Annotated in this window: 13 protein-coding genes; 7 read left to right on the forward strand and 6 right to left on the reverse strand. The window is 53.0% G+C overall.

Translation table 11 applies throughout. The annotated features are described in order from the left end of the window. Positions 1 to 12 precede the first annotated feature (12 nt). A complete protein-coding gene (locus KKH3_RS10450; RefSeq protein WP_039359063.1) occupies positions 13 to 885 on the forward strand; it encodes an EamA family transporter in 873 nt (290 codons plus the stop codon). A 100-nt stretch (positions 886 to 985) separates the two neighbouring features. Here KKH3_RS10450 and narI read toward each other — a convergent pair whose 3' ends face one another. From narI to KKH3_RS10475, 5 genes are all read right to left on the reverse strand, one after another. Next, positions 986 to 1,675: a respiratory nitrate reductase subunit gamma gene (narI, locus tag KKH3_RS10455; protein ID WP_039359065.1), complete on the reverse strand. Its 690-nt coding sequence runs from the start codon at positions 1,673 to 1,675 to the stop codon at positions 986 to 988. Continuing rightward, a complete protein-coding gene (gene narJ, locus KKH3_RS10460) occupies positions 1,675 to 2,394 on the reverse strand; it encodes a nitrate reductase molybdenum cofactor assembly chaperone (RefSeq protein WP_039359067.1) in 720 nt (239 codons plus the stop codon). The genes narI and narJ overlap by 1 nt, the downstream gene beginning before the upstream one ends. Beyond that, the gene (gene narH / locus KKH3_RS10465; protein ID WP_039359069.1) at positions 2,387 to 3,952 is read right to left on the reverse strand and encodes a nitrate reductase subunit beta; all 1,566 of its coding nucleotides are present in this window, start codon (positions 3,950 to 3,952) and stop codon (positions 2,387 to 2,389) included. Before narH ends, narJ begins: the two co-directional genes overlap by 8 nt. Beyond that, positions 3,952 to 7,713 carry a nitrate reductase subunit alpha gene (locus tag KKH3_RS10470; protein ID WP_039359070.1) on the reverse strand — a complete coding sequence of 1,254 codons (3,762 nt, stop codon included), beginning with the start codon at positions 7,711 to 7,713 and terminating at the stop codon, positions 3,952 to 3,954. The genes narH and KKH3_RS10470 overlap by 1 nt, the downstream gene beginning before the upstream one ends. Before the next feature lie 704 nt (positions 7,714 to 8,417). Further along, positions 8,418 to 9,806 carry a NarK family nitrate/nitrite MFS transporter gene (locus KKH3_RS10475; RefSeq protein ID WP_039362344.1) on the reverse strand — a complete coding sequence of 463 codons (1,389 nt, stop codon included), beginning with the start codon at positions 9,804 to 9,806 and terminating at the stop codon, positions 8,418 to 8,420. Positions 9,807 to 10,142: 336 nt separating this feature from the next. Here KKH3_RS10475 and narX point away from each other — a divergent pair, with 336 nt between their 5' ends. From narX to KKH3_RS10495, 4 genes are all read left to right on the forward strand, one after another. Further along, positions 10,143 to 11,951 (forward strand): nitrate/nitrite two-component system sensor histidine kinase NarX, encoded by a 1,809-nt coding sequence (gene narX, locus KKH3_RS10480; RefSeq protein ID WP_052201379.1) that lies wholly within the window; start codon positions 10,143 to 10,145, stop codon positions 11,949 to 11,951. Continuing rightward, entirely contained in the window at positions 11,944 to 12,594 is a 651-nt protein-coding gene (narL, locus tag KKH3_RS10485; protein ID WP_010276892.1) for a two-component system response regulator NarL, read from the forward strand. The genes narX and narL overlap by 8 nt, the downstream gene beginning before the upstream one ends. Before the next feature lie 276 nt (positions 12,595 to 12,870). Beyond that, positions 12,871 to 14,148, forward strand: a complete 1,278-nt coding sequence (locus KKH3_RS10490) for an acyltransferase family protein (RefSeq protein ID WP_039359075.1) — start codon at positions 12,871 to 12,873, stop codon at positions 14,146 to 14,148. Between the two features lie 296 nt (positions 14,149 to 14,444). Then, positions 14,445 to 15,485 (forward strand): DUF481 domain-containing protein, encoded by a 1,041-nt coding sequence (locus KKH3_RS10495; protein ID WP_039359078.1) that lies wholly within the window; start codon positions 14,445 to 14,447, stop codon positions 15,483 to 15,485. A gap of 78 nt (positions 15,486 to 15,563) precedes the next feature. On the opposite strand, the gene KKH3_RS10500 is transcribed toward KKH3_RS10495, so the two are convergent. Further along, positions 15,564 to 16,247 (reverse strand): gamma-glutamylcyclotransferase, encoded by a 684-nt coding sequence (locus KKH3_RS10500; protein ID WP_039359081.1) that lies wholly within the window; start codon positions 16,245 to 16,247, stop codon positions 15,564 to 15,566. Between the two features lie 477 nt (positions 16,248 to 16,724). Here KKH3_RS10500 and KKH3_RS10505 point away from each other — a divergent pair, with 477 nt between their 5' ends. Further along, positions 16,725 to 17,528, forward strand: a complete 804-nt coding sequence (locus tag KKH3_RS10505; RefSeq protein ID WP_039359084.1) for a siderophore-interacting protein — start codon at positions 16,725 to 16,727, stop codon at positions 17,526 to 17,528. 328 nt (positions 17,529 to 17,856) lie between these two features. After that, positions 17,857 to 18,957 carry a sodium-potassium/proton antiporter ChaA gene (chaA, locus tag KKH3_RS10510; RefSeq protein WP_039359089.1) on the forward strand — a complete coding sequence of 367 codons (1,101 nt, stop codon included), beginning with the start codon at positions 17,857 to 17,859 and terminating at the stop codon, positions 18,955 to 18,957. The last annotated feature ends 57 nt before the right edge of the window (positions 18,958 to 19,014 follow it).

Here is a 19,014-nt window from a genome sequence, read left to right on the forward strand (position 1 = left end):
AAAGGTAAAGTCATGAACACCACATTCTCATCACACTATTGGCGTGACGTTATACTCACGGCGCTGGCTCCCGCAATTTGGGGATCGACCTACATCGTAACATCAGAAATCCTGCCACCGGATCGCCCCTTCACGGCGGCGCTGATTCGCGTGCTGCCTGCGGGTTTGCTGTTACTTGTATTCACCCGACGCTTCCCCGCCCGGCGAGACTGGTGGCGTGTGGTTGTGCTCAGCGCCCTGAATATCGGCGTCTTTCAGGCATTGCTGTTCGTTGCGGCTTATCGTTTGCCCGGCGGGCTGGCCGCGGTATTAGGTGCGATCCAACCGCTGCTGGTTATGGTGTTGGTCTGGGCAGTGGATCATCGCGCCCCCAGATTGGCTACGCTGTGGTCAGCGATCATCGGCGTGGGAGGCATGGCCATTTTGCTGCTGTCGCCGCAAACGATAGTTGAACCCGTGGGAATTGCTGCCGCGCTGCTGGGTGCGTTGTGTATGGCGGCAGGAGTCTGGCTGACCCGCCGCTGGCAACTTGATTTGCCCGTACTGCCTCTGACCGGCTGGCAACTCTTTATCGGTGGCTTGATGCTGGCACCCGTCGCGTGGGGAGTCGACGCGCCCTTACCTGCTTTAACCCTGTCACAGTACGCCGCCTACGCCTATCTCTGCCTTGCAGGTGCCGTGATCGCTTATGGACTGTGGTTTCGTGGCATAACCCGTCTGCCGACGATTGCCGTTGCATCATTGGGATTACTAAGTCCGTTAACTGCCGTCGTGCTGGGTTGGGGGTTGCTTTCACAGTCGATGACTGACACAGCATTTCTGGGGTTGACGATCGTGCTGGCGAGCGTCTTCGCCGTGCAATGGACGACGGCGCGAGGCAAATAATCGACAGAGATGCCGATGACGATCGTTGTTGGCGGGGAAAAATGAAAAGGAAGACGTTAAAACAGCGACGTTATCATAACGCCGCTGTTTTCTATCATACCTAACGACGGTTACGCACTAACTGGTAGCGACGCGTCAGGTACTCGACCGGTGCGCTCCAAATGTGAACCAGACGGCAGAACGGGAACAGAACGAACAGCGTCAGCCCCAGCACAATGTGCAATTTGAAGATCAGCGCGACACCCGCCAGATGCTCAGATGCTCCGCCCTGGAAGAAGGCCACGCTCTGTGCCCAACCGACCAGCTTCAGCATTTCACTGCCGTCCATATGCTGTGCAGAGAACGGGATGGTCAACAGCCCTAAACCAGCCTGGATCACCAGCAGAGACAGAATGAGAATGTCGCCAACGCTGGATGTGGCACGAATACGTGGGTTGGTCAGACGGCGTTTTAACAGCAGCACGCCACCGACAAACGTCAGCAGACCCGCTGCACCACCGCCGAACATCGCCATTTTCTGTTTTACATCCATTGGCAGGAAGGCTTCGTACATCCAGTGCGGCGTCAGCATACCGAGGAAATGCCCGGCAAATACGCCCAGAATCCCCAGATGGAACAGGTTAGACGCCAGACGCATCCCTTTCTTATCCAGCATTTGGCTCGAACCTGCGCGCCAGCTGTATTGGCCGTAGTCATAACGCAGCCAACTGCCAATCAGGAAAATCGCCATTGCCAGATAAGGATAGATATCAAACAAAAATATATTGAAATAGTTCGTGATTGCACTCATTAGCGTTGCCCTCCCGCCGATGTCGCGTCAAGATTCAGATATTGCGGCACCACCGCGCCAGCGAAGCGGCGTTGGTGTTGCGTTTGTTGGGCCGATGCGCAGCCTTCTTCGCCGAGGAACTTAACCTGTTCCTCTTCCCACACGGCATCCAACGCCTGCGGCGTGTCGTCACGCGCTTCGTCAACCACCTTGTGCGTGACATCGTCACTTTTCAGGTCACTGCCGGACAATGCCAACAACAGATCGAACAGCACGGCATAGCTGCTGTCACGCTGCTGCAAACGCGCGCCAATCAACGCCAGAATCGGTGCGATGTCGAGTAAACCCGCGCGACCTTGCGCGGGCTCCAGACGAGAAAGGTACTCAAGATACAGCGGCAGGTAGTCCGGCAGTTCACGGCAATCCAGCGCCAGACCGGCATCCTGATATTGCTGCATGAGATCGACCATCGCCTGACCACGGTCTCGAGACTCACCGTGAACGTGTTCGAACAGCAGCAGCGAGGTCGCCCGACCGCGGTCAAACAGGCCGCTATACTCCGCCTGTTTGTCCAACAGATCCTGCGCGCACAGCGTGTTGATGAACTGCATCAACTGATGACTCTCACGCAGCGGTAAGGCATCAGCCTGCTCTACCGCGTCGATTAATTCAGCCCGGTTTTCCCACAGCTCGCTATCGGGATAATCCAGCAGGCGGGCAATAATCCGCAGGCTAATCATGGTTCGTCTCCTGCATGATTTTGCTGTTCATATCGCGCGTTTTACTGCTGACATCAATGGCATCAATACGCTTGCTGTTGAACAGGTTGAATTTGGTATCGCTACCGTGGCAACCATCGCCAAAGCTGAAACCGCAGCCTTTGCTTTCTGGGAAGGCTTCACGCGCCAGTTCACGATGGCTTGATGGGATCACGAAACGGTCTTCATAGTTCGCAATCGCCAGATAGCGGTACATTTCCTGCGCCTGCGCTTCGGTCAGCCCAACTTGCTCCAGCGCGCTGGTATCGATTTTGCCTTCTACGGTTTCTGCACGTTTGTAGTGACGCATCGCCAGCATACGTTTCAGCGCCAGCAATACGGGCTCGGTATCCCCCGCGGTCAGCAGGTTCGCCAGATACTGCACCGGAATGCGCAGGCTTTCGACGTCCGGCAGTACGCCAGTGTGTGCCAATTGACCTGCATCCGCGGCAGACTGAATCGGTGACAACGGCGGCACGTACCACACCATTGGCAGCGTGCGGTATTCTGGGTGCAGCGGCAGCGCCAGCTTCCAGTCCATCGCCATTTTGTACACCGGCGACTGCTGCGCCGCTTCAATGACGCTGTTGGGAATGCCATCTTTCAGCGCTTGTTCAATGACTTTAGGGTCGTGCGGGTCAAGGAACACATCCAGTTGGCTCTGGTACAGATCCTTCTCGCTTTCCACCGAAGCCGCTTGTTCGATGCGATCGGCATCATAGAGCAGCACGCCCAGATAGCGGATACGGCCGACGCAGGTTTCTGAACAGAGTGTTGGTTGACCGCTTTCGATACGCGGGTAGCAGAAAATACATTTTTCTGATTTGCCGCTCTTCCAGTTGAAGTAGATTTTCTTGTACGGGCAGCCAGTCAGGCACATACGCCAGCCGCGACACTTGTCCTGATCGATCAGGACGATGCCGTCTTCGCCACGTTTGTAGATCGCGCCGCTCGGACAGGTCGCCACACACGCTGGATTCAGGCAGTGCTCGCACAGGCGCGGCAGATACATCATGAACGTGTTTTCGAACTGGCCGTACATCTCTTTCTGCATATGCTCAAAGTTTTTATCTTTGGAGCGCACGCTAAATTCACCACCCAGATCGTCTTCCCAGTTCGGGCCGTTCTCGATTTTCTTCATCCGCTGGCCGGTAATCAGCGAGCGCGGACGGGCGACAGGCTGATGCTTACCTTCCGGCGCTTTACGCAGATTCTGGTAGTCGTAGTCGAACGGCTCGTAGTAGTCGTCGATTTCTGGCACATCTGGGTTAGCGAAGATTTTGGACAACACGCTGATGCGGTTACCCATACGCGGTTCGAGCTTGCCGCTGATTTTACGGATCCAGCCGCCCTTCCATTTTTCCTGATCTTCCCAGGCATGGGGATAACCCACGCCCGGTTTGGTTTCGACGTTATTGAACCAGGCGTATTCCATCCCTTCACGGCTGGTCCAGACGTTTTTACAGCTAACGGAGCAGGTGTGACAGCCGATGCATTTGTCCAGATTCAGCACCATGCCCACTTGTGAACGAATTTTCATCAGGCTTTCTCCTGCTGTACCGCTTTCTGTACATAGTCCTGGCCTTCATCATCCAGCCAGTCGATGCGTTTCATTTTACGAACCACGACGAACTCATCACGGTTTGACCCGACGGTGCCGTAGTAGTTAAAGCCATAAGCCAGTTGGGCATAGCCGCCGATCATATGGGTCGGTTTCGGCGTGATACGGGTTACCGAGTTGTGAATACCGCCGCGCTGCTGGGTAATTTCCGAACCTGGCAGGTTAATAATGCGTTCCTGCGCGTGGTACATCATGGTCATTCCCGCAGGTACACGCTGGCTGACCACCGCACGCGCCGTCAGCGCACCGTTGGCGTTAAACGCTTCTACCCAGTCGTTATCTGCAATACCCAAATCGCGTGCATCGTCTTCACTCAGCCAGATAATCGGGCCGCCGCGACCCAGCGTCAGCATCAACAGGTTGTCGCTGTACGTGGAGTGAATGCCCCATTTCTGGTGCGGCGTCAGGAAGTTCAGCGGTTTTTCCGGGTTGCCGTTAGGCTTCTTATTCATCACCGGATCAGCCGCACGGGTATCGACCGGCGGACGGTAGACCAGCAGGCTTTCACCGAAAGCACGCATCCACTCATGGTCTTGATACAGCTGTTGGCGACCAGACAGCGTACGCCACGGAATCAGCTCATGAACGTTGGTGTAACAAGCGTTATAAGAAACGTGTTCGTCTTCCAGACCAGACCAGGTCGGGCTGGAGATAATTTTGCGCGGCTGCGCCTGAATGTCGCGGAAGCGAATTTTCTCGTCTTCTTTATTCAGCGCCAGATGCGTGTGGTCACGACCGGTAAATTTGCTCAGCGCTTCCCACGCTTTCACCGCCACCTGACCATTGGTTTCCGGTGCCAGAGACAGAATCACTTCTGCCGCATCGATCGCCGTTTCAATCTTCGGACGACCCGCCGCCGCACCGTCAGCCTTGGTGTAGTTCAGCTTTTTCAGGAAATCGACTTCGGTCTGCGTGTTCCAACCGATGCCTTTACCGCCGTTGCCCAGCTTGTCCATCAACGAGCCGAGCGAGGTGAAACGTTCGTACAGGTTCGGGTAATCGCGTTCCACCATCATCAGGTGGGGTGCGGTTTTGCCCGGAATCAGATCGCATTCGCCTTTTTTCCAGTCATCCACACCGAACGGCTGCGCCATTTCTGCCGGGGAGTCGTGTTGAATCGGCAACGTAACCAGATCGGTTTCCTGACCCAGATGCCCCTGACAGACGCGGGAGAAGGTTTTTGCGATGCCTTTGTAGATTTCCCAGTCGCTTTTGGAATCCCACGCCGGATCGACAGCCGCAGACAACGGGTGAATAAACGGATGCATATCCGAGGTATTCATGTCGTCTTTTTCGTACCAGGTTGCCGTTGGCAGGACGATGTCGGAATACAGGCAGGTGCTGGACATACGGAAATCAAGCGTCACCACCAGATCCAGTTTGCCTTCAACACCCTGATCGCGCCATTCCACTTCCTCCGGCTTCACGCTGCCCGCCGTGCCCAAATCTTGCCCCTGAATACCGTGCTCTGTACCCAGCAGGTACTTCAGCATGTATTCGTGGCCTTTACCGGAGGAACCCAGCAGGTTAGAACGCCAGATGAACAGGTTACGCGGGTAGTTTTGCGGACTATCCGGCTGTTCAGCGGCAAATTTGATTTCGCCTGATTTCAACGCGGCAACGGTATAGTCCTGCGGCGTGACACCAGCGGCACGCGCTTTTTCTGCGATATCCAGTGGGTTAACGTTCAACTGTGGTGCAGACGGCAGCCAGCCCATACGTTCGGCACGCACGTTGAAGTCAATCATGCTGCCAGTAAAGCGGGATTTATCCGCCAGCGGTGACAACAGTTCCTGCGGCGCGACGGTTTCATAACGCCACTGGCTGGAATGGTTATAGAAGAACGACGTACTGTTCATGTGGCGAGGCGGACGCTGCCAGTCCAGACCAAACGCCAACGGCGTCCAACCGGTTTGCGGACGCAGTTTTTCTTGTCCGACGTAGTGCGCCCAGCCCCCACCGCTCTGACCGACACAGCCGCAGAAAATCAGCATGTTGATAATGCCGCGGTAGTTCATGTCCATGTGGTACCAGTGGTTGATACCGGCACCGACGATAATCATCGAACGACCGTGCGTTTTATCAGCGTTATCCGCGAATTCACGCGCAATGCGGATGATGTTCTGACGAGAAACGCCCGTAATTTTCTCAGCCCAGGCTGGGCTGTACGCTTTCACATCGTCGTAATCGCGCGCGCAGTTGTCGTCGCCCAGACCGCGATCCAGGCCGTAGTTCGCCATCGTCAGGTCATACACGCAGGCAACCAGCGCGTCACTACCGTCAGCCAGCGTCAGACGCTTAACCGGCAGTTTGTGCATCAGGATTTCTTCTAGCGCAACGTTGTTGAAATGTTCGCTGACCGCGCCGCCAAAATACGGAAAGCCGACATCAACCACATCGTCGTGCGACCCCAGCAGGCTCAAGCGCAGCTTCACTTCTTCGCCGCTCACGCCGTCACGCTGTTCCAGATTCCATTTGCCCTGATCGCCCCAACGGTAACCGATCGACCCTTGCGGAGCCGTCAGGTTGCCGCTTTCATCGTCAATCGCGATGGTTTTCCACTGCGGGTTATTGTCTTGGCCGAGGTTGTCCACCAGATCGGAAGCACGCAGCATACGACCTGCCGCGTAGTAGCCATCTTCACGCGGCTCCAGCAGCACCAGCATCGGTAAATCCGTGTATTGACGAACATACTCGCTGAAATACTGACTCGGTTTGTCGAGGTGGAACTCTTTCAGAATAACGTGGCCCATTGCCAGCGCCATCGCGCTGTCGGTGCCCTGTTTCGGGTTCAGCCAGTGGTCGCACAGCTTGGCGATTTCAGCGTAGTCCGGCGTAACCGCTACAGTTTTGGTGCCTTTGTAACGGACTTCCGTAAAGAAGTGGGCATCTGGCGTACGGGTTTGCGGAACGTTAGAACCCCAGGCAATGATGTAAGAGGAGTTATACCAGTCTGCCGATTCCGGTACGTCAGTCTGTTCACCCCACGTCATGGGTGACGCAGGTGGCAAGTCACAGTACCAGTCATAGAAGCTCAGGCACACGCCGCCGAGCAGAGAAAGGTAACGCGCACCAGCCGCGTAGGACACCATCGACATCGCAGGAATGGGTGAGAAACCGATAATGCGGTCTGGGCCATAGGTTTTGGCGGTGTAAACGTTAGAGGCAGCGATCAGTTCGTTAACTTCGTTCCAGTCAGAACGAACGAAACCGCCACGACCACGAATTTGTTTGTAGTATTGGGTTTTTTCGGGGTCATTGACGATGGACGCCCAGGCATCAACCGGATCGCTGTGCGTCAGTTTTGCTTCACGCCACAGCTTCATCAGGCGCTTACGCATCATCGGATATTTCAGGCGGTTAGCGCTGTAAAGATACCAGGAGTAGCTGGCACCGCGCGGGCAGCCGCGAGGCTCATGGTTAGGCAGGTCCGGGCGGGTACGCGGATAGTCAGTCTGCTGCGTTTCCCACGTCACCAGACCGTTTTTCACATAAATCTTCCAGCTGCATGAACCGGTACAGTTTACCCCGTGGGTAGAACGTACGATTTTGTCATGCTGCCAGCGACTGCGATAGCCGTCTTCCCAGTCACGATTGGTATTGAGGGTCTGGCCATGACCATCCGCAAACGGTTCGGCCAATTGTTTAAAGTAACGTAACCGGTCAAGGAATTTGCTCATCCGGACTCTCCTGCTGCGAAGCCTGCTGGCTCCTGTCGTTATGAAATGCTCGTAGCAGACATCTGTTTTTGCTTACGACACATCGCTCAAGTTGGCGCTAGGGTATCCAGCAACTGCGCCGCCAAACTTGATAACGATCAAGAGTGTCCCCCTGTGAAAAACGAAGTACATCGCTAACTACCACTAAAGAATTACCATGAAAAAAATACGTAATTAAATGATTTTAAAAGATAAAAATAAAACCATTCGTTTTGTGCTTATACTGAATTCATACACACGACTATTTAGAGGTAGTAGTCAGTGGGGGCGAAAAATTGCTCGAACAAGAGAGATGACATATGGACGTTTTAGTATGGGGATAAGCCCCAAGATCACAGAATGTTCTCTGTCCTTATTTTTCCGGCGTAAGAATTGTGCTGAGGTGAGCGTGACTGCCGGGTGAGCCGCATGGAAGCGGCGAAAATCCGTGCCGCGTCGGGAACGCGTCACGGGTGGCCCGAATAGCAGTCACGAACGCCGAAGGTATCGCGTAGCGACACAATTAGCGCCAACAAGCCAGAGGTCAAGGAGCGCGGCAATTGAGCGCTCCTTGTCGGGCGCACGCTACGGAGTAGCATGAAAATAACAGTGTTAATCGCGCACGGAACCACCTCTTAGTCGACATAAGAATGTGACTAAAAGGCAGTTGGGAGACGGGTCAACGCTTAGCGTTGCTTTCTGGCATAGAACAGCCAAGTCACCAATACACACACGACGTAGCACACCACAAACACCTTCATCGCACCGGTAGGTGAACCGGTTAACTCAAGCGACATCCCAAAGGCCTGAGGAATGAAGAAGCCGCCGATAGCACCAATGGCTGAGATAAAGCCCAGCGCCGCGGCGGTATCCGTGGCTGCCGCACGCTGCGCATCCGCATCGCTTCCACCTTGTGTTTTCACGCGATCTGCCGTTAGTTTACGGAAAATGACGGCGATCATCTGGAAGGTTGACCCACTACCCAGACCGGCCGTCAGGAACAGCATCATGAAAATGCCAAAGAACATGCCGAATGAACCCGCAGAGTTCGCACTCGGCAGTGACAAGAACAGTAATACCGAGAAAATCGCCATCAGAATAAAGTTAATCAACGTGACCTTAACGCCACCAAAGCGGTCAGACAACATTCCTCCAACCGGACGCGCCAACGCGCCGAGCAGCGGCCCAAAAAATGCGTAGTACAACACGACGATCTCTGGGAACTGCGTTCTGGACAGCATGCCGAAGCCTGCTGAAAAACCGATAAATGAACCAAATGTGGACAAATACAGGAAGCTGAGTACCCACAGGTGCATCTGCTTCAAAACCGGCAACTGCTTGCGTATTGATGCATTGGCAGTCGACAAATCGTTCATGCCAAACCAGGCAGCGGTGGCGGCAATAACTAAAAACGGCACCCACATCCACGCAGCGTGATGCAGCCAAATCTGGTGTCCGTCAGGCTGCACAACGCCATTGCCGGAAAAACCCAGCATCGGCAAGAAGATTACCACCGGCACCAGTAACTGCATCACGCTCACGCCGAGGTTGCCCAATCCGCCGTTAATACCTAACGCACTGCCTTGACGTGATTTTGGGAAAAAGAAACTGATGTTAGCCATGCTGGATGCGAAGTTAGCACCGGCAAAACCACACAGCAGAGAGATCGTGACGAATACGCTGTAAGGCGTTTGCGGATTCTGTACGACAAACCCGAGCCAAATGCATGGAATAACCAGAATGATGGTACTTAGCGTCGTCCAGCGTCGACCACCAACCATCGGAATCACGAAAGAGTATGGAACGCGTAACAACGCGCCGGACACGGAAGGCAGCGCGGTAAGCAAAAATAGCTGGTCTGTGGTAAAACTAAATCCGACCTTGTTTAGGTTAACGGCCACGGTGCTGAAAATCATCCAGACACAAAACGACAACAGCAGGCACGGTACGGAGATCCAAAGATTACGCTGTGCTATCCGTTGTCCGCCAGATTGCCAGAATTTTGTATCTTCAGGATTCCATTCCCTTATCAGCGTGCTTTGCGATACTTTTTCGGGTGATGAAGGCTGCGTCATAAAAACCTCGATAAATAAAAACGCGGTAGAATTAAGGCGCAACATTAGGGATTACACCGCAGGTAAAGTTGATGCAAATCAACGCGCTGTCAGGTAAAAAAACCGAGTAAAAATAACCACACTCCTTAATGAGTAATAAAAATAGAAAAATAAGCAACGATAATTCAAGCTGTTATATCTCCATTTTTTCTTACTGTCATATCCCCTTTCAAGGCGCGGATATTCGGTGGTACTCATTAGTAGGTATAGGGTTATCACGTAGAATCGGGAAAAATGCCAAAAGGGTTATCCTTCTCGGTACTGGTTTTCTACTCCTCCAGCAGAGGTCGCTTTATTATGTTGAAACGTTTCCTGCTGCCGCTGTCGCTCGTCAATCAGGTTGTACTATTGATGCTGCTACTCGGTTTGCTGGGTATTGCAGGTATGTCGGTTTCCAGTTGGATGTCTCAAAGCATTCAAGGGAACGCGCACGCCATTAATAAAGCAGGCTCGCTGCGTATGCAGAGTTACCGCCTACTCTCGATGGTACCGCTCTCTGCCGAGAATGAAATTTACCTGCAAGAGCTGGAAGAAGACGAAATCAGCAGCGACTTGCAGCAAGCAGTACGTCGGGAAGGGCTCAGCGAACAATTCACTGAACTGCGCGTTTTCTGGCTGGAGAGTCTGCAACCGCATTTGCGGCAGGCAACGCACTCTGCGGATGCCTCGGCGGATGTCGCCCGCTTCGTGAAACAGCTGGATGACCTGGTTTCCGCCATCGATCATAAAACCGAACAACGGCTGATGATGGTCACGCTGGTGCAGCGTATCTTCATCGGCATCATGTTTATTCTGCTGGTTACCACGTTCTTTTACCTGCGTCGCCGCTTGCTCACACCGTGGCAGCGTTTGGTTTCGATGGCGCAGGCTATCGGCCACGGCGATTTCACCCAGCGCGTCACCATCAGCGGTCATGATGAAATGAGCACGCTGGGACAGGTGCTGAACAGCATGTCGGATGAACTTTCCGCCATGTACCACAGCCTGGAACTGCGCGTCGCCGAGAAAACCGCCGACCTGCAACAGAAAAACGATCTGCTTTCTTTTCTTTATCGCGCCAGTCGACGCCTGCATACCGGTGCGCCACTGTGTAGTCGACTAATGCCGATCCTGAACGAGCTGCCGTCACTGACCCCGCTGCGCAATATTCAACTGCGGCTGTATGAAGATAATAATCAGGAACAGTTTCATCAATTTAGTGATGATAGCCAGTCACAGCCGGGACACTGCCCAGATAACAGCTGTCAGAGCTGTGGTATGCAGGAAAAACGAGAAGCACTGCCGGGTGAGCCTCACTGTTGGGATCTGCACGACAAACATGGGCAATATGGTGTCGTATTAGCCACGCTGCCGGACAACACCGTGTTGAGCCGCGATCAGAATCAGTTACTGAACACCTTATTGGAACAGTTGACCAGCACGTTGGCGCTGGAGCGTCAATCCAACCATCAACAGCAGTTGATGCTCATGGAAGAACGCGCCACGATTGCCCGCGAACTGCACGACTCTATTGCCCAGTCCCTCTCCTGCCTGAAAATTCAGGTGAGCTGCCTGCAAATGCAGGGCGGCGATTTGCCCCCCGCGTCGCAGCAGTTGCTGACGGAAATGCGGGAAGAGCTGAACACCGCCTATCGCCAACTGCGTGAACTGCTGACGACGTTCCGGTTGAAGCTTTCGGAATCCGGCTTACTGGCCGCTCTGCGGGCGTCGGTCGATGAATTTGGCAAGCGACTGGGTTATCCCATCGAATTACATTACCGCCTGCCGCCGCAGTCGGTCTCCGCTCATCAAGGCATTCACGTTCTGCAAATTGTGCGTGAAGCGCTAAGCAATATTTATAAACACGCGCAGGCCACACAGGTCGATATCACGCTACAGCTACGCCAGGGTTACGTCGAACTCAGCGTAGCCGACAACGGTATCGGTATTCCTGATGATGCCAGTCGCGCTAATCACTATGGGCTTATTATCATGCGCGACCGTGCACGGGGTTTGCACGGCGAATGCATTGTTCGACGCCGGCCATCGGGGGGGACTGAAGTCAATGTCAACTTCCTCTCCGAATACCGTCACCGGCTGCCATTAACAGGAGAAACTCATGATTAACGAAGATGCCGCCACCCTACTGCTGATTGATGACCATCCCATGTTGCGCAATGGTGTTAAGCAACTCATCAGCATGGACCCAGAGTTACAGGTCGCAGGTGAAGCCAGTCACGGCGAACAGGGTGTCGAGCTAGCGGAACAGTTGGACCCGGATTTGATTCTGCTTGATTTGAACATGCCCGGCATGAATGGTCTGGAAACGTTGAATCGGCTGCGGGAAAAATCGCTGTCTGGCCGCATTGTCGTCTTTAGCGTATCCAACCATGAAGACGATGTTGTCAACGCCTTGAAAAATGGTGCCGATGGTTACCTGCTGAAAGATATGGAGCCAGAAGATTTACTGGCTGCGCTGCATCAGGCGGCATCAGGAAAAATGGTACTGAGTGAAACATTAACCCCGATTCTGGCCGCCAGCCTGCGCGAAAGCCGCCACAGCAGCGACCGGGACATTCAGCAGCTCACGCCGCGCGAACGCGATATTCTGAAGCTGCTGGCTCAGGGATTATCCAACAAAGTGATCGCCCGCAAGCTCACGATTACCGAAAGTACCGTTAAAGTTCACGTTAAACACCTGTTGAAGAAAATGAAGCTAAAATCACGGGTTGAAGCGGCCGTCTGGGTATTACAAGAAAAAGTCATTTAATCACATCGTCACACGATACCGCTATTGTCAGCGGTACGGATAAGGCGCTCTGGCGCCCTTCCGTCCGAGATTATCCTCGCGTGAGCGAGGATGCCGCCGTAGTTAATGAGAAATAGTGGGTGGAAATGCCGCCAATACCCCGCCAAACCTAAACGGTTGCTAAACGGCGCCGGCATTTATAGCCATTATCCTAATTAATGTGACGTTGCCCTCGTCTAAACTAGACCGTAATGGCATTTTTCGGCTTTTACACTGAGTTTAACGTTGAGGAACAACATGAAGAAGGTCAGTAAAGAGCGATTTATCGGCCTGGAATGGTTACGATTTTTGCTCGGTTGTTATGTGATGATTTATCACACAGTACACGTTTATCCCCAGCGTGAACGCATTCCGTTCTTGAGCGAGCTCACCAGCATGGGATTCTTCGCGACCAGCACGTTCTTTGTCCTGTCTGGCTTCTTGCTAGCGCATGTTTACATCAAGGACGGACGTCTGCGTGAACCTGTTCGCCAGTTCTGGGCCAAACGCTTCTTTAATCTTTATCCCATCCACATCATTGCCCTGCTGTCTTCGATTGCCGTTGTCACGCTGATGCAGTGGCTAGCCGTGCCGCCGGAAGGACAGGTCGCGAGCGCGCGTTTTGTCATTTATGACACCAACGATCCCGCAGCCGACCCCGAAACCCTGCGCCATTACATGACGAATGCACAGTTGGCGTTCAACGGGTTATTGCAGGTACTGATGTTGCAAGCGTGGAATCCTTACTTCCTGACCTTCAATGCCCCGTTATGGTCGCTTTCCACGCTGTTCTTTTTCTATCTGGCGTTCCCCCTGTTAGCCCCACGTCTGTTGAACAGTCGCCACCCGTGGCTGTGGATGGGGATCGTCTGCTTGCTGTATCTGCTGCCGCCGATTTGGGTAATTTGGCAACAACAATTCGGGATGCCGTACACCGGATTATTACAGCGTGGGCCGATTTTCCGTTTGCCGGAATTCCTGGCCGGGATTTTGGGCTATGCGCTGTTCCGCCATTATCGTCAGAAAGATCGCTCACCGCTGACAAAAGGCCAGCGCTATGCGGTCGCTCTCTTTATTGGCGTGAATTTCCTTATCGCCACCTGGCTGTTCACAAAAGGTGAAGCCTATTGGTACTTCCTGCTGCACAACGGCTTACTCCTGCCCGCACAGGTCGGCTTGGTCTGCCTCAGCGCGCTGGCACGGGAACCTAATAGCGAGTGGCTGCGGCATTGGTCGCCGCGTCTGGGTGCGGCATCACTCTCAATCTTTGCGCTACACGTTCCGCTCTTCAATCTGTTCCGGACACTGGAACAACTGGTACGCGGTAACCCGATGGCCTGCTTCAGCGACTGGGATCAGTGTATTGCCGCCGCAGGTCAGGTGCAGCTCTCCATGACGGGCTATATCATTTTCCTGCTCAGCACCGTGACGCTCTGTGTTCTCTTCCAGGAACGGATCGTGTTCCGCGTCAGGACATTCCTGACCGCACGCTTCCTTGGCAACAACAGCACATCCCGCACGCAGCGCACCGCGTAGCGTCATCTATCGCACACGCTCTCTGGCCTGAAACACGCTGGGTCAGAGAGCATCATCCCCCACAACAACTTCCCCTTTCCGCCAGCCGAAAATGTGACAGGTATCGCGTTATAGCTGTTAATCATCAATAGCAACTTTTATAACTATTTACATTCTAATCAATTTTCGTTTTCGGGTAGAGCATCACTACGATTCCTGTTAATGTTTGCCGTTCCGGACTAAACCGGTTCGTTATCATCGGCTGTACGTCTTTGACGGACATCTCAATACCTGTCACCACGGTTTACTTGGCAATAATGACACTATCCAAACACGCACTCTCTTCCCTCAGCCTGGTTATCGCCCTCTCTGCTGGCATTACGCAGAGCCGCGCTGACACCATTTGGCTGAACAACGGCGACAAGCTCACAGGGAAAATCACGCTGCTTGACAGCGGTAAACTCTTTATCAACACCGACTATGCAGGCTCTATTTCTGTAGCCTGGGACAAGGTGAAAACCTTTGAGTCTGACCATGGTCTGGTGATTCAAGGCGAACGCTACGAAAAAGGCGTATTGTATCCGACGATTAAAGCGAGCGAAAACCGCGCCATCGTCGCGAACCCGTCGCTGGCTAACGAAGCTGCGGGTCCACAAACATTACCGCTTTCTGAAATCACGTCCATCGTCGCACAGAAGCCACTGGTGACCGATTTCGCCTGGAAAGGCAACATTGATGCGGGCATGTCGCACAAGAAAAGCTCGACAGAAACCGACAACTACGATGTGACGCTGAACACCAAAGCACGTCACGATACGTGGCGACACAACCTGGATGCCAGCTACCATTTGGCAAAAGAGGATAAAGTCGAGAGCACCAAGAATGCGGCTGGCGAATATGCGCTGGATAAATTCGTGGATGAGAACTGGTTCTGGCAGGGTCGTTATCAGTACAAACGCGACTGGATTGAAAGCATTAAAATCAACCGCTCTTTCGGTCTCGGTCCCGGTTATCAGTTCTGGGATAACGATTTAGGTGCGTTCTCACTGACGTCGCTGGTCAACTCCCAAACCTTCGTTTACCGCGATCAGGGTGATGACAACTTCTACTCCGGTGCGCTTAAGTGGGCGTACAACCGCTACCTGTTCAGCAAATCAGTTGAAGCCTTCACCAACGGTGAATTGGGGCGTTCATTTGATGGTACTGCGCCAATTTATCTGAAAGCGGATGCAGGCCTGCGCTTCAAGCTGACCGACTGGTCTTCTATGAGTATGAAAGTGTCACGTACCCGTATCGAAAGTAATCAGGGGAATGTTGACGACACGCTGTACACCATGGGTGTTGGCGTCGGCTGGTAAATCAGTTGCTTCACCTTGCCTCAAGGTGAACGGCAGTCTCGTCGTTCACCTCAATGTTCCCGCTCACCGCAGTTACTATTAGCAGCTCCCTGCTGCTGTAGAACACGACTGTTGCAGAATTCGCACCCGCTGCGCCAATTCGCTCACGCTTTCATCTTCCGTTCCGTGATTCTTCAGCTCTTGCTCAAGTGCAAACAGATATTGTGCATTAGTGCCGAGCGGACCACTCGCGCGCGCAATCAACGGTGCAACGCTCTGAATGCAGATATCATTTTCGTTGAGGGGATGCTCCGGTTCCGAAACGAACACCAGCGCCGTCAGCGGTGCGCCGTTCTTACGATGCAGTTCGCACCAGAGCGGACGATAGCAGCCCGTCAGCATTTCACGCTTCCACAACAGTTCCAGGTCTTCACGCAATGAGGTTTCCGGCAAACGGAAAGCCAGCCCCGTCGTTTGCCCACCGGGTTTCAGCGCCAGCATCCGCCCCGGCTGCGTTATCGTGCCACGACCAATGGTAAGGCGCAGACAAAAGGCACGCTGCCACCCCGCCAACGTGGCCAGACAGGTTTCTTCGGCGTCAAAAACCGGATTCCACATGAGCGAACCGTAACCAAATACCCAGACAGGACAGCTATTTGGCCGAAGCGCCAACGTCCTGTCCAACGAGTCAGCCCGCTGTTGCGGGGTGAGCAGTAAGGTTTCTTCAATACAACCAAAAGACGTTCTACAATCTGCTTTCTGCAAAAAATCGCGTGTTAACACTGCTTACTACCCCCACCCCTACTCTTTTGCTGCTCGTCAAACCAGCTCTCGCCCTGCGGTAAAAACCTAACTGCTTTATCTGCTTAACTTTACAACACCATCAACCCTGAGGTTATTCATTTATGGCTTTGCGATCAAGTTTGATACTAGTCACAAAAACCGAAAAAGTTCGTGATAATGTTTCATTCACATAAGGTTCAGCTTTTGTATCAACTAATCGGCAACTCGCCGTCAGACTTGACGTACTCCTGATACAAACTTCATTTTTGTGATGTCAGGGGTCTGCCGAATAACGGTACGCTTAACGTAAATGCGCCAACGGGCATAGGCCTTAATAAGCTACCCGTATCGGCTGTAACTGTAATAAGAAGAATAATCTACAAGAATAATAACGATCAGACATCAAATGATAATAATTATCATCTCGTGTTATTATTATCCTTAATTTTTGGAATCGACTATTCACGGAGACAATAAATGGCAACGCCGCGTCAGCCTGTTTTAGTTCAGGTCAAACACATCCACGATCTTTCCCCTCATTTACGCTGTATTACGTTCCATCACGACGCGTTGCGTGATTATCCGATCGAACGATATGGTGCGCATATCAAACTCTTTCTGCCTCAGGTGGGACAGCAAAAACCGGCTTTGCCTGCAATCGGCGAGCGCGGCCCGATCTGGCCAGAAGGCGAAGCCCGCCCCATCGTTCGTACCTATAGCGTCCGCGCGTTGCGCCCGGAAGAGGCGGAGCTGGATATGGTTTTCGCGCTGCATGAACACGCCGGACCTGCCGTCACTTTTGCCCGTCAGGCCAAACCCGGCGACTGGGTCGGTATTTCACAACCCGGCGGCCCGCTCCCGATGTTACCGCCTGCGGCCACTTATTATCTGGCTGCCGATCCATCATCGCTCCCTGCGCTCATGGCGCTGCTGGAAAACCTGCCTGATGATGCAACGGGATATGCGGTAATCCGTGTCGACAGCGAGGCTGATAAGCTTGATTTCGCTAAACCATCGCAGCTTCAACTGCACTGGATCGTCGGTGGAACGGATGCGACGGATGTATTGCTGCAACATTTTCAGTCACTCCCGACCGTTGAAAATGCATTTTACTGGTTAGCAGGTGAAGATCGTATCGTGGTTCAGCTTCGTCGCCACGTGCGTCGCGAACGCGGGTGTGAGCGAAATCAGATGTATGCCGTGCCTTATTGGCGAGAAGGGTTAAATGAAGAGGATTATCATCATAAACGTCACGATATCATGGATAATCCTGACGAATAACCATAAAAAATACATTTGATATTATCATGATAGGGAGAAGATACGCAGATTCTCCCTTTTCATGTGAATTTAAGCGCAAAGCGTAAAATTCCGTAAAAAAAACCGCGCCATCATGACAATCTGTTATCATATTGTTCGTTTTATTACGTTATAACTACTTTTTAGTAACCTTTTGCTGTTTATTGTTGTTCTACGTCTTTAATAAAGGGGTTTACGACCTCAATAAATTGCTTTATGCCCGAAATAGTTCGAGTTGCCAGTATGCTGGCTTGAAATATGACGGGGATATTTTGCCGCATCATTCCTCTGGATAAGGAGAACTCCCGCAATGAAGTCTCATGCTGAGGTGGTCAAAACTCGCCATCACGAATACTCACTCATTTTTCCTGTTATTGCGCTTGCCGTACTCTACATGTGGGGTAGCTCACAAGATTTTGTCGCCATTCTCGGCATCAACGCCATCGCGCTAGCCGGGATACTGTTCAGCGCCTTCAGCGTGGTACGTCACGCCGACGTGCTCGCACACCGTCTGGGTGAACCCTACGGTTCGTTGATCCTCAGCCTGTCCGTCGTCATTCTTGAAGTCAGCCTGATTTCTGCGCTGATGGCAACCGGTGACGCTGGCCCAGACCTGATGCGTGACACCCTCTATTCCATTATCGTGATTGTCACTGGTGGTCTGGTCGGTTTTGCCCTCTTACTCGGCGGCCGTAAATTCGCCACACAGTATGTCAACCTCAGCGGCATCAAGCAGTACCTGATGGCGATCTTCCCACTGGCCGTGATTGTGCTGGTTTTCCCCAGCGCTTTGCCCGGTGGCAATTTCAGCGTAGCGCAATCACTCATTATTGCCGCTATTTCTGCGGCGATGTACGGCGTTTTCCTGCTGATTCAAACGCGTACGCACCAAAGCCTGTTTGTGTATGAGCATGAAGACGAAGGGGACGGTGACGATCCGCACCATGGTAAACCGTCTGCGCACAGTTCACTGTGGCACACCGCCTGGCTGCTGGTTCACCTGATTGCTGTTATCGCAGTAACCAAGACGAACTCTATGCCGCTGGAAACGCTGCTGACCGAAATGAATGCGCCGACACAGTTTACCGGCTTCCTGGTCGCACTGTTAATCCTCTCGCCTGAAGGGCTGGGAGCGATCCGCGCCGTTCTGAAAAATCAGGTACAGCGCGCCATGAACCTGTTTTTCGGTTCCGTGCTGGCAACCATTTCACTGACGGTTCCTACCGTTACGATCATCGCCATGCTGACAGGCCGCACGCTGAATTTCGGTTTGGATATGCCACACATTGTTGTAATGCTGTCGGTACTGGTGCTGTGCCACATTACGTTCTCTACCGGTAGGACCAATGTGTTGAGCGGCAGTGCGCATCTGGCGCTTTTTGCCGCCTATCTGATCACAATCACGCTGTAATTTCCCTGCCCGACGCGGTTTTCACCGCGTCGGCGTCACCAAAACTCACTTCTCTTG

Source organism: Pectobacterium actinidiae (assembly GCF_000803315.1).
Taxonomy (GTDB): domain Bacteria; phylum Pseudomonadota; class Gammaproteobacteria; order Enterobacterales; family Enterobacteriaceae; genus Pectobacterium; species Pectobacterium actinidiae.